10 protein-coding genes and 2 tRNA genes are annotated in these 12,072 nt (G+C 70.2%); 5 read left to right on the forward strand and 7 right to left on the reverse strand.

All coding sequences use genetic code 11. The annotated features are described in order from the left end of the window. Together rph and GZ997_RS02010 are read right to left on the reverse strand one after the other, a co-directional pair. Nucleotides 1–573: ribonuclease PH (gene rph, locus GZ997_RS02005; protein WP_162678648.1), on the reverse strand; the 573-nt coding region annotated here is incomplete at its 3' end. A gap of 116 nt (nucleotides 574–689) precedes the next feature. Then, nucleotides 690–774, reverse strand: a tRNA-Leu gene (locus GZ997_RS02010). A gap of 217 nt (nucleotides 775–991) precedes the next feature. Between GZ997_RS02010 and GZ997_RS02015 the strand changes: the two genes are divergently transcribed. After that, on the forward strand, nucleotides 992–2,113 hold the full coding sequence (locus GZ997_RS02015; protein WP_162678649.1) for a Gfo/Idh/MocA family oxidoreductase: 1,122 nt from the start codon (nucleotides 992–994) through the stop codon (nucleotides 2,111–2,113). 18 nt (nucleotides 2,114–2,131) lie between these two features. Here the strand turns inward: GZ997_RS02015 and GZ997_RS02020 are convergent, their stop codons facing one another. From GZ997_RS02020 to pip, 4 genes are all read right to left on the reverse strand, one after another. Then, nucleotides 2,132–2,611, reverse strand: a complete 480-nt coding sequence (locus GZ997_RS02020) for a peroxiredoxin (protein ID WP_161924487.1) — start codon at nucleotides 2,609–2,611, stop codon at nucleotides 2,132–2,134. A gap of 296 nt (nucleotides 2,612–2,907) precedes the next feature. Then, a complete protein-coding gene (locus GZ997_RS12380; protein ID WP_202616179.1) occupies nucleotides 2,908–3,075 on the reverse strand; it encodes a hypothetical protein in 168 nt (55 codons plus the stop codon). 363 nt (nucleotides 3,076–3,438) lie between these two features. Next, nucleotides 3,439–3,515: transfer RNA gene (locus GZ997_RS02025), tRNA-Lys, on the reverse strand. 104 nt (nucleotides 3,516–3,619) lie between these two features. Further along, entirely contained in the window at nucleotides 3,620–4,657 is a 1,038-nt protein-coding gene (pip, locus tag GZ997_RS02030) for a prolyl aminopeptidase (RefSeq protein ID WP_162678650.1), read from the reverse strand. A gap of 69 nt (nucleotides 4,658–4,726) precedes the next feature. Here pip and GZ997_RS02035 point away from each other — a divergent pair, with 69 nt between their 5' ends. Beyond that, the gene (locus GZ997_RS02035; protein ID WP_161924484.1) at nucleotides 4,727–5,647 is read left to right on the forward strand and encodes a glutathione synthetase; all 921 of its coding nucleotides are present in this window, start codon (nucleotides 4,727–4,729) and stop codon (nucleotides 5,645–5,647) included. Nucleotides 5,648–5,756: 109 nt separating this feature from the next. Further along, nucleotides 5,757–6,140 (forward strand): YccF domain-containing protein, encoded by a 384-nt coding sequence (locus GZ997_RS02040; RefSeq protein ID WP_162678651.1) that lies wholly within the window; start codon nucleotides 5,757–5,759, stop codon nucleotides 6,138–6,140. 20 nt (nucleotides 6,141–6,160) lie between these two features. On the opposite strand, the gene GZ997_RS02045 is transcribed toward GZ997_RS02040, so the two are convergent. Then, nucleotides 6,161–8,851: a DEAD/DEAH box helicase gene (locus GZ997_RS02045; RefSeq protein ID WP_203233910.1), complete on the reverse strand. Its 2,691-nt coding sequence runs from the start codon at nucleotides 8,849–8,851 to the stop codon at nucleotides 6,161–6,163. Nucleotides 8,852–9,036: 185 nt separating this feature from the next. On the opposite strand from GZ997_RS02045, the gene GZ997_RS02050 reads away from it, so the two are divergent. Both GZ997_RS02050 and GZ997_RS02055 read left to right on the forward strand, forming a co-directional pair. Then, entirely contained in the window at nucleotides 9,037–10,497 is a 1,461-nt protein-coding gene (locus GZ997_RS02050) for an alanine/glycine:cation symporter family protein (RefSeq protein WP_162678652.1), read from the forward strand. Between the two features lie 68 nt (nucleotides 10,498–10,565). Then, nucleotides 10,566–12,071 carry an alanine/glycine:cation symporter family protein gene (locus GZ997_RS02055; RefSeq protein WP_162678694.1) on the forward strand — a complete coding sequence of 502 codons (1,506 nt, stop codon included), beginning with the start codon at nucleotides 10,566–10,568 and terminating at the stop codon, nucleotides 12,069–12,071. Nucleotide 12,072 lies beyond the last annotated feature (1 nt).

Here is a 12,072-nt window from a genome sequence, read left to right on the forward strand (position 1 = left end):
GCGCACGTCCTCCTCATAGGGCAGGTCGAGGCAGGGGAGGCCGTCGATAATCCCTACGGACACCGCCGACACCGAGTCGGCGATGACCCGCTTGCCGGCGCGGGGCTTGACGTAGCCGCGGCGGGTGCCCCAGGCGACGGCGTCGGCCAGCGCCACGTAGGCGCCGGTGACGGCGGCGGTGCGGGTGCCGCCGTCGGCCTGCAGCACGTCGCAGTCCAGGGTGATCGTGTTCTCGCCCAGCGCGGCCACGTCCACCACGCCGCGCAGGGAGCGGCCGATCAGCCGTGAGATCTCGTGCGTGCGGCCGCCGATCTTGCCGCGCACGGACTCACGCCCGGAGCGCTCGGAGCCGGCGCGCGGCAGCATCGCGTACTCGGCCGTCACCCAGCCCTCGCCGCCGCCCTTGCGCCAGCGCGGCACGCCCTCGACGAACGAGGCGACGCACAGCACGCGCGTGCGGCCGAACTCGACGAGGACCGAGCCTTCGCCGTTGACCTGCCAGTTGCGGGTGATGGAGACGGGGCGCAGCTCGCTGGGGGAGCGGCCGTCCTTACGGGTCTTGGTGTCAGTCACGCGGATCAGGTTACCCGGATGCGTGCGGCCCCTGAGTCGGCGGGTCCCGTTGCGAACGTGGCATTGCGCGGCGCCGTAACTGGGCTGGTCTGCCGCGCCCGGGCGGCAGCGCCCGGTGGTGCGCGAGAAGGGACTCGAACCCTCACGCCCGAAGGCACCAGAACCTAAATCTGGGGCGTCTACCAATTCCGCCACTCGCGCTCGCGGCCGCGCCTGGCCGAACGTGCCAGCACCGTGCGGTGCCAGCCGGAGCGTTCGGTTGCCGGCCGGGCACAGCCTAGCAGTGGCCGGGGGCTGCGTGGGACGTGGGCCCGCCGGGGCGCCGACGACCTCCGCCCCCGCTCCCACGACCGGTGGTACTGCTACGCGGCAGCGGTGAGGTGTGGCGCTGGAACGCGGCGCGACCTACAGTTTTGGTATGGCGCTAAACAATTCCTCTCGCACAACCGACCGACTGCCCGCCATTCCCGATCCCGTCCTTCAGGCGCTGGCCGACGCCGACGCCCCCTTCGACCTGGCTGCCGCCGTGCCCGAGCCGCAGGACGCGCCCGTCCTGCGCTGGGGAATCCTCGGTGCGGGCGGCATCGCCTCCACCTTCGCCACCGACGTGCCTGCTTTCTCCTCGGGGCGGATCGTCGCCGTCGGCAGCCGCGACCGGGCCCGCGCACAGGCATTCATCGATGCCCACCCCGACGCCGGCAAGGGACAGCCGGTGCGCGCGCACGGCTCCTACGAGGCACTCGTCGGTGACCCGGAGGTGGACGCCGTATACGTCGCGACCCCGCACAACTTCCACTGCGAGCAGGCGCTGCTGGCGCTGGAGGCGGGCAAGCCGGTGCTGGTGGAGAAGTCATTTGCCCGCAATGCCGCCGAGGCGCGCCGGGTCTTCGACGCCGCCCGGGCTACGGGGCTGTTCGTCATGGAGGCCATGTGGACGCGCTTCCTGCCCGGGCAGGTGCTGCTGCGGGCACTGGCTGGCAGTGGCGCGCTGGGGGAGCTGCGTTACGTGCGCGCCGAGCACCTCCAGTCCCTGGAACACGTCGAGCGGTTGAACCGGCCCGAACTGGCCGGCGGCGCCCTGCTTGACCTGGGCGTGTACTCGGTCAGCTTCGTGCACTCGCTCCTGGGCGCGCCGACGTCGTTGAGCGCTGCCGGGAGGCTGTCCGCGGACGGCGTCGACCTGGATGAGGCGGTCTCCATGACCTACCCGCGCGCGCTGGCGGTGGCGACCTCAAGCATGTCCGCCGCCTCCGAGACCGGCGGCGAGGTGGTCGGCACCCGCGGCCGGGTGGTGCTGCCGACGCAGTTCTACCGGCCCACGCGCCTGGAAATCGTCCTGGGAGGGAGCCGCGGGGCGCCGCGCTTCGAGTGGGACGCCACCGTGCCCGGCGGCTTCCAGTTCCAGGCCGCCGAGGTCGCCCGCTGCATAGCGGCGGGCAGAACCGAGTCGGGGACCATGCCGTGGAGCGAGACGCTCGCGGTACTGGAGACCATGGATGAGGCGCGCCGTCAGCTCGGCGTGACCTACCCCGGGGAGTAGTCGCCGGTCGCTGCGCGCTTAGGCGTCCAGGCCGAGTTCGCGGCGCAGGCGGTCGACGTGGCCGGTGGCGCGCACGTTGTAGCGGGCCAGGGCGACGTCGCCGTCGGTGCCTACCACCACGGTGGAGCGGATCGGGCCGGTGGTGGTGCGCCCGTAGTTCTTCTTCTCTCCCCACGCGCCCCAGGCCTCCATGACGGTGTGCTCGGGATCGGAAAGGAGCGGGAAGGGCAGGGACTGCTTCTCGGCGAAGCGCGCCTGTGCGGCGGGCGGGTCAGGGGAGATGCCGACGACGGCGTAGCCGGCGCTGCGCCAACCGTCCAACGAGTCGCGGAAGTCGCAGGCCTCCTTGGTGCAGCCGGCGGTTCCGGCCCTGGGGTAGAAGTAGACGACGACGCCGCGTTCGGCGCCGGCGCGCAGGGTTGCCAGGGAGACCGGGCTGCCGGATTGGTCGGGGAGAGTGAAGTCGGGGGCGGTGTCGCCTACGGAAAGCTGTGGCACGGCGTCCTCCTGTTGTCTGCGGAGTTAGTGGTGACTGCGCAAATGTAGTCCGTCGCCGGCGCGGCGGGCATGACGAGGGCCGCCACCGCGGTGCTTGCGGTGGCGGCCCAAGCGTGTTCAAGGCATATCCGACGGCGTCCGAGGCCTTGCGCCGAGTCGAACGCCGCCGGTCGTTTAGACCGGTCTGGCTGTGTCACGAGTGCCGGTCTTGGCACGTGATTGGTGCCGGTTTGGGTGCGTAAGTAGTGCCGGTTTCGCGGTTTTGGCGCCGACGATTACGGCGGCGCGAGACCCGCTCAGGCGGCGGGCGCGAGGGCGGCTTGCGCTGCGCGTACGCGCTCAAGCGCGCGCTCCAGGCGCGAGGGCGAGCTGGCGGCGCTCAGCGATTCCAGCTCGGCGCGGGCGGCGGCGAGCTCGCGCACCGCGGCGTCGTGACCGGTGCTAGAGGTGACTAGGTGCATCATGTCTTCCTTCCCTTCATGGCCCAGGTGGGCCCCTCTGTGCCGGGCGGAGCGCAGGCGCTCCCTGCAACCCGGCGTGGTGCTGTGGGTCTGCTCAGGCGCGCCGAGGCTGCGCGTCTATGCAACGCCCCACGGCTTCGCCATGCCCGGCAGGAGGGTGGGCCGGCGCACACAGCGCACGGTGTCCGCTCACTTCGAGACCTGGAAGTGACTAGTCCCGCCTGGCTACGCAGGGGCAACAACAGATGCGGCGGGAGGTATTCCCCCGTGGCAATTACTGGTCTGTATGCCCGGCCGGATCGCCGCGGTGGCGGGAACAGTGCTCACCGAATCCGGTACCGTGCCGCAGCCACGTGCTGCTCCGCGTGGTACCCCCTCAGGGACTCGAACCCTGGACACCCTGATTAAGAGTCAGGTGCTCTAACCAACTGAGCTAAGGAGGCCTGGCCGTTCAGGCGCTTCCGCCTGGCGACGAGTAGGACTCTACGCGCCGAAGCCCCCGGCGTCCAATCGGAAGGCCTGAAAATGCCATTGTGTGCGCGATGTCTCAGTGGTCGCCCGGCTGGTGCGCCGCGCCGGCAACGGGGGAGAGGGCCGCCGCGAAGCGGTCGGTGGCAGTGATCAGCGCCGACAGCGTCTCCGGCTCGGCGAAGGAGTGTCCCGCCGTCGGCGAGATGTGCAGCTGCGCCTGGGGCCAGGCCCGGTGCAGCGCCCAGGCCGTGCCCATCGGGCAGACGACGTCGTAGCGTCCCTGGACAATGACTCCCGGAATACCGTGCTCGGCCAAAACGCGCGCGTCGGCGATCAGCTGTCCGTCGTCCAGCCAGCCGCGGTGGTGGAAGAAGTGGTTCTCGATGCGCGCGAAGGTGATGGCGAAGGCCGGGTCCTGCACCTCGTCGATGTAGGCCTGGTCGCGCAGCAGCGTGGAGGTGGCCGCCTCCCAAGTGGTCCAGGCGCGGGCGGCCGGGCCGTGCACCGCCGGGTCCGGATTGGTCAGCAACTCGTGGTAGCGGTCGATGAAACCGCCCGGGGCGACGCCCTCGCCGGCGGCCGCCACATATGCCTCCCATTCGTCGGGCCAGATCATGTCCGCGCCGGCGCCCTCGTAGAACCAGTCCAGCTCGCGCTTGCGCAGCGTGAAGATGCCGCGTAGCACCAGCGCCAGGACGCGGCTCGGGTGTCGCTCGGCGTAGGCCAGTGCCAGCGTGGAGCCCCAGGACCCGCCGAACACCAGCCAGGCATCCACGCCCAGGTGCTCGCGCAGTCGCTCCATGTCCGCCACCAGGTGCCAGGTGGTGTTGGTGCTCAGGTCCGCCTCGGGCTCCCAGGCGTGCGGCAGGGAGCGGCCGCAGCCGCGCTGGTCGAACAGGATTATCCGGTAGCGCCCCGGGTCGAAGCAGCGCCGGTGCTCGGGGGAGCAGCCGCCGCCCGGGCCGCCGTGCACGAATACCGCGGGGATCCCGTCTGGGTTGCCGCAGGCCTCCCAGTAGATGCTTTGCCCATCACCGACGTCGAGCATGCCCGAGTCGTAGGGCTCGATGGGTGGGTAGAAGGAGCGACGCCGGCCGGGGGTGGATTCATGCATGAGCGCATTGTGCTGGATCGTGGGCGCGAGTGGGCCGCACGGGCCGTGGGCGGGCGGTACCGTAGACATGTGAACGCCCCGATCGTGACTCTTGCGACCTCAGCCGACTATGCGGACCTCGATGACGACGACCGCGGGCTGCCCGACGCGCTGCGCGAGCGCGGCATCGAGCCCCGGATCGCGGTGTGGAACGACCCGGACGTGAACTGGGACAACGCCGGCGTGGTGGTGCTGCGCTCCGTGCGCGATTACGCCAAGAACCGCAACTACGCCGACTTCCTCGCCTGGGCGCACTCGATTAAGCGGCTGATCAACCACGCCGACGTCGTCGACTGGAACTCCGACAAGCACTACCTGACGCGCATGGCGGAGCTCGGCGTCCCCATGATCCCCACCACCTGGCTGGAGCCGGCAGCCGGCTACTCCAAGCACCAGGTGCACACCCGCTTCCCCGCGCACGGCGACTTCGTGGTCAAGCCCGCCATCTCCTCCGGCGGCCGTGGCACCGGCCGCTACACCGCCACCGACGCCAAGTCCCGCGCCGACGCCATCAACGACACCATGCACCACCTCGGTCGCGGCCGCAGCGTCATGGTGCAGCGCTACCTGGAGGAGGTCGACCGCAAGGGGGAGCTGTCCCTGGTCTACTTCAACGGAGTGCTGTCCCACGCGGTGGAGAAGGCCCCCATGCTGCACCCCTCGTTCCGCTCGGTGGATGAGGTGCACGAGGAGATTGTCACCGCCCGCGAGCCCAGCGAGCAGGAGTGGCTGTGGGGTGAGAAGGTCCGCAAGGCCATCCACACCATCATCAAGGAGCGCTCGGGCCGGGACATGCAGCTGCTGTTCAACCGGGTAGACGTCGTCGGCGACGGCCAGGGCGGGTTCTACCTGATGGAGGTCTCCCTCATCGACGCCGGCCTCTACCTCGGCTCCGCCCCCGCCGCCCTGGACAACTTCGCCGACGCCATTGCCCAACGCGTCTTCTGGTGAGCTCGCGGCCACTTGTGCGGCGGGCACGCGGTTCCCCTCAGGGGTGAATCAGGGGCTCCTCCTGCGCGAGGATGAGGCCGCCCCGGCGGGCGTCGGGTAGACAGGAGCCATGCGCACACTGCTCAACATCATCTGGGTGGTCTTCGGCGGCTTCTGGCTGTGGTTGGAGTACATGTTCTTCGGGGTCATCGCCTGCCTGCTGATTGTGACGATCCCCGCCGGCATCGCCTCCTTCCGTATCGCCTCCTACGCCCTGTGGCCCTTCGGCCGGCAGGTGGTTGAAATGCCGCAGGCGGGTGTGATGAGCGGCCTGTCCAATGTGATCTGGTTCCTGGCGGCCGGGCTCTGGCTCGCCATCGGCCACATCACCACCGCGGCCGCGCAGGCGGTCACCATCGTCGGCATTCCGCTGGCCGTCGCCAACCTGAAGATGATCCCGGTGACCTGCTTCCCCTTCGGCAAGCAGATCGTGCCCGGCCGCGGCATCATCTGAGCCGCCGGTATTGCCGCCTCTCAGCTCTGCGGGCCGACACGCAGCAGGTGGACGACGGCGGCCTCGGCCCGGTCGCATTCGTCCAGGTCCACCAGGGCCGTCAGCCGCCAGTCGTGGTCGCCCGCCGAGTCCTCCAGGATCTGGGTGGCCAGCCACACGCGCCGCCCCGAGCCGGCCAGCGCCTCGCGCAGCCGTTCCGACACCCCGGCCGCCGCCAGAGCCGCATCATCCGGCGCCTCATCCAGTGGTGCCAGCGCCACGGCCCGGGCGGGGGTGTCCGTGCTGATCCAGTCGTACTCGTCCCAGTAGCGTCCCAGTGCCTCGTCCCAGCGGTCCTCGCCCCAACCGGAGGCGGCGTCCAGCCGTCCCAGGCCCTCGACGTCGTCGCGAGCCATGAGCTCCACCCGGCGGAACATCTCCCGACGTACCGCCACCCGGAAGGCGTGCAGGTTGCGGGTGAAGGGCAGCTTGCCGTCGGCGTCGGCACCGAAGGCCCGTTCCGTCCCCGCGGCCTGATCGGCGCGATCCGGCTGTAGCAGCGCCGCGCCCTCCTGTGCATTGCCGGACTGGGCGGCACCCAGCGCCTCCCACTCGTCCAGCAGGGAGGAGTCCACGGCGCGCACCAGGTCGCCCAGCCAGTCGGTCAGCTGCTCCACCTCCTCGGTGCGGTGCTCCTCGGGCACCACCTGCCGCAGCGCCCGGTAGGCGTCGGTCAGGTAGCGCAGCACCACGCCTTCGCTGCGGCCCAGGTCGTACCGGGAGATCAGGTCGGAGAAGGTCATGGCGCTCTCCACCATGTCCCGCACCACGGACTTCGGGCTCAGCTCGTACTCGGCCGCCCACGGGTTGGACTGCTTGTACATCTCCAGCGCCGGGCCCAGCAGGTCCGCCAGCGGCTGCGGCCAGGTGATGTCCTCCAGGGCCGCCATGCGCTCCTCGTAGTCCATGCCCTCGGCCTTCATGGCAGCGACCGCCTCGCCGCGGGCCTGCCGCTGCTGGGCGTACAGCAGTGGACGCGGATCGTCCAGGGTCGCCTCCACCACGGAGACCACGTCGAGCGTGTGCTCGGGGTCCTCCAGGTTCAGCAGGTCCATGGCCGCCAGGGCGAACGGGGCCAGCGGCTGGTTCAGGGCGAACTCATCGGGCAGGTCCACGGCCAGGCGCAGCCGCGGGCGGCCGTCCGCGGCGGCCTGGGCGGAGGAGACGTGCTCCAGCACGCCGGCGGTACGCAGGGACAGGTAGATTTCGATCGCCCGGCGCACGTGCCGTCGCCGGGCCGCTTCCGGCTCGTGCACGCGCTCCAGCAGCTGCGCCATGGCCCGCACCGGATCGCCGTCGCGCTCCATCAGGTTCAGCACCATGGTGGTGGTGACCTGGAACTGGCTGGTCAGCGTCTCCGGGGCGGCGTCGCGCAGCCGCTCGAAGGTCTTGTCCGTCCAGTTGACGCGCCCCTCGGGCGCCTGCTTGCGCACGATCCGGCGGCGCTTGCGCGGGTCGTCGCCCGCCTTGGCCAGGGCGCGCGCATTCTCGATGACGTGCTCGGGCGCCTGCACGATCACGAAGCCGCGGGTGTCGAAGCCGGCCCTGCCCGCGCGCCCGGCGATCTGGTGGAACTCCCGCGCCGTCAGGTGCCGCTCCTTGGCGCCGTCGAACTTGACCAGGCTGGTCAGCACCACCGAGCGGATGGGCACGTTGATGCCCACCCCCAGGGTGTCGGTGCCGCAGATGACCGAGAGCAGTCCGGTGCGGGCGAGGCGCTCCACCAGCCGACGGTAGCGGGGCAGCATGCCGGCGTGGTGCACGCCGATGCCCGAGCGCAGCAGCCGTGACAGGGTGCGCCCGAAGCCGGTCCCGAAGCGGAAGTCGCCGATCGCCGCCGCCAACTCATCCTTACGCTTCTTGGCGCCCAGGTCCACGCTCAGCAGCGCGGAGGCCCGCTCCACCGCCTCCTTCTGGGAGAAGTGCACCACGTAAACGGGCGCCTTGTCCTGCTCCACCAGCCGCTGCAGCAGATCACCGATCGGCTCGATCGCGTACTCCCACTCCAGCGGTACCGGCCGCACGGCGTCGTCAACGACGGCGACCTCCCGGCCCGTGCGCTCACGCAGGTCCCGCACGAGGAAGGACACGTCCCCCAGCGTGGCCGACAGCAGCACCATCTGCGCCTGCGGCAGCTCCAGCAGCGGCACCTGCCAGGCCCAGCCGCGCTGCGGGTCGGCGTAGTAGTGGAACTCGTCCATCACCACCGTGTCCATGTCCAGCGCCTCGCCCTCCCGCAGCGACTGGTTGGCCAGGATCTCCGCCGTGCAGCAGATGATGGGGGCGGCCGCGTTGATGGAGGTGTCGCCGGTGACCATGCCGACGTTGTCCGCCCCGAACAGGCCCACCAGCTCGAAGAACTTCTCACTGACCAGCGCCTTGAGCGGGGCCGTGTAGTAGGAGCGGCCGCCGCGCGCCAGGGAGGCGGTGTGCGCGGCCAGCGCGATCATGGACTTGCCCGACCCGGTGGGAGTGGCCGCAATGACGTGCCGACCGGACAGGATCTGGCTCAGGGCCTCGTCCTGGTGCGGGTACAGCGGTCGCCCGGTGGACTCGGCCCACTCGGCGAAGGCCACATAAACCTCCTCCGGCTCCGGGACGCGCTCCGGGTCGTCGGCGGGGATGAGGGCGTCGAGCATGACGTTGAGCGCGGGCGCGGAGGTGGAGGGCATGGCGCCCATCGTTTCACATGCGCGTTGAACACCGCGGCGGTGCTGAGCCACCCGGGGAAGCGGAGTGGTCCGGAGCCCCAAGAAGTGGCAACGCGTATGAACATGCGGACGGTTGTCGGGCCGGCGCGGGGATTGTGCGATGATGCCGCGCGTTCCCGTATCCCCACGTGGAAGGCCGCTAGTTCATGGAAGCTCTCGCCGACAGCCTGCATACGGTCGCTGACTGGATCACCGCGCACATCACCATGTGGGTGCTGGTCGGCACCGGGCTGTTCCTGACCATCCGCACCCGCGGCGTCCAGGTGCGCCACCTGCGGGACATGTTCCGGGCGGTGACCTCCTCGCGCACCGGCGCTCACGGCGGCATCTCCTCCTTCCAGGCCTTCGCCATCTCCCTGGCTGCCCGCGTGGGGGTGGGCAACATCTTCGGGGTGGCCGCCGCCCTGCTCATGGGCGGTCCCGGCGCCGTGTTCTGGATGTGGGTGGTGGCCCTGGTGGGCATGGCTACCGCATTCTTCGAGGCCACCCTCGCCCAGATCTTCAAGGTCCGTACCGACGACGGCTCCTTCCGCGGCGGTCCCGCCTACTACATGCGCGCCGGCGTGGGCAGCCCGGTGCTGGCCGGCGTCTACGCCGTCATCACCCTGGTCACCTGCGGCTTCATTATCACCTCCGTGCAGTCCAACGCGGTGGCCGGCACGCTCCTGGGCGCCATTGGCGACGACGGCGCCGCCATCGAGGGCTTCGGTGGTCTGTCCGCCGCCCAGCTGGTCATCGCCGCCCTGATCTTCGTATTCACCGCCATGGTCATCTTCGGTGGCATCCGCACCGTCGCCCGCGTGACCGAGTGGATGGCCCCGATCATGGCCGGTATCTACATCGTCCTGGTGTTCATCATCTGCCTGATGCACCTGGGCCGCTTCGTGGAGGTGCTCGGCCTGATCATCTCCTCCGCCTTCGCCCCCCAGCCGCTGGTCGGCGGCCTGGGCGGCGGCATCCTCGCCGCCGTCGTCAACGGCACCAAGCGCGGCCTGTTCTCCAACGAGGCCGGCCAGGGCACCGCCCCCAACGCGGCCGCCACCGCCACCGTCGCCCACCCGGTGCAGCAGGGCCTGATTCAGTCCCTGGGCGTGTTCATCGACACGATCGTGGTGTGCACCGCCACCGCCTTCGTCATCCTCATCGCCGGCCCCGAGGTCTGGGGCGCCGACGGCGCCAACCCCTCCACCCTGACCATCATGGCCGTCTCCCACGAGCTCGGCGGCTGGACCATCCTGCCCATCGCCGTCCTGATCTTCGTGCTCGCCTACTCCTCGATCATCGCCGCCTACGTCTACTCCGACACCAACATGTCCTTCCTGACCGGTGGCAAGACCTGGGCCACCTGGACGGTACGCGTGGTCTCCGTCGTCTCCGCCACCGCCGGCGCTGTGCTGTCGCTCGACGTCGTGTGGAACGCCGTCGACATCGCCATGGCCGTCATGACTGTCACCAACCTCGTCGCCCTCATCGCGCTGTCCAAGTGGGGTGTGGGTGCCCTGCGTGACTGGGAGAGCCAGCGCCGCGCCGGGGTTGAAGAGCCCGTCTTCGTTGGACACGACAACCCCCACCTGCCCGCCGACGTGCCCGGCGACGTCTGGAACTGACCGCCTACTGCCTCCCAGCCCGCCCCCTAGAGCCCCACCCGCAAGGAGCCCCGATGCCTCAACCCGCCATGAGCCTCGCGAACCTGGAGAACACCCTCAATCAGGTCGACGACATCTTCTACACTTACTTCCTGGCTGCCCTGCTGATCGCCGTCGGCATCTACGTCACCATCCGCACCCGCACCGTGCAGCTGCGCCACTTCGGCTCCATGCTGCGGGCGGTGGCCTCCTCCCGCTCCGGCGCCCAGGGCGGCATCTCCTCCTTCCAGGCCTTCGCCGTCGGCCTGGCCGCCCGCGTCGGCATCGGCAATATCGCCGGGGTGGCGCTGGCCGTCGTGGCCGGCGGCCCCGGCGCCCTGTTCTGGATGTGGGTGGTGGCCCTGATCGGCATGGCCACCAGCTTCACCGAGTCCACCCTGGCCCAGATCTTCAAGGAGCGCGGCCGCGACTTCACCTTCCGCGGCGGCCCCGCCTACTACATCAAGAACGGGCTCGGCTCCAAGACCTGGGGCGCCATCTTCGCCGTCATGTGCATCGTCAGCGTCGGCGTAACGGTGGTGATGGTGCAGACCAACTCCCTGGCCGGCGTCGTCAACGCCACCGTGCCCACGGTTGAACCCTGGATGGTCGGTGTGGCCCTGGTGCTGCTGACCGGCCCGGTGGTGCTCGGTGGGCTGAAGTCCGTGGCCCGCGTCACCGAGGTCGTCGCACCCCTGATGGCCCTGGCCTACGTGCTGGTCACCCTCGTTGTCATCCTCATGAACCTCGGTGAGATCCCCACCGTCTTCTGCGAGATCTTCCGCGGCGCCTTCGGCCGGGACCAGGCCCTGTTCGGCACCGCCGGCGGCATGCTCGCGGCCGTCCTCAACGGCGTGCGCCGCGGCCTGTTCTCCAACGAGGCGGGCCTGGGCACCGTCCCCAACGCCGCCGGCACCGCCACCACCACCCACCCGGTCCGCCAGGGCCTGATCCAGTCCTTCGGCGTATTCGTGGACACCGGCCTGGTGTGCACCGCCACCGGCCTGCTGATCCTGCTGGCCACCGACACCTACCAGCCCGGCAACGGGGGACTGGTCGGTGCCGTCCTCACCCAGCAGGCCGTAGCCGAGCACCTGGGGCAGTGGACCACCTGGCCGATCGTCGTCCTGATCTTCGTGCTGGTCTTCTCAACCGTGCTCGGCTGCTACTCCTACTCCCAGGTCAACGTCAACTTCCTGGGCGGCGAGCAGCGCGCCGAGCAGGCCTTCGGCATCCTGCTCACCGCCGCCGCCTTCGCCGGCACCGTGCTGACGCTGCCGATCGTGTGGGCGCTTACGGATATCGCGCTGGGACTGATGGGCGTTATCAATCTGGTGGTGATCGTCCGGCTGTTCCCATGGGTGCGCGGCGCCCTGCGTGACTGGGAGGCCCAGCGCGCCGTCGGCGCCATCCCCGTGTTCGTCGGCCACGGCAACCCGCTGATGCCGGGGGACACCCTGCCGGGTGTATGGGAGCTGGACACCGACCCCGCAGCCGCCCATGGCCTCGAACCCGAAGATGCGGCACCCGCAGCACCCGACCACCTGGGGAACTGAA

The organism is Actinomyces sp. 565, assembly GCF_010365615.1.
Taxonomy (GTDB): domain Bacteria; phylum Actinomycetota; class Actinomycetes; order Actinomycetales; family Actinomycetaceae; genus Actinomyces.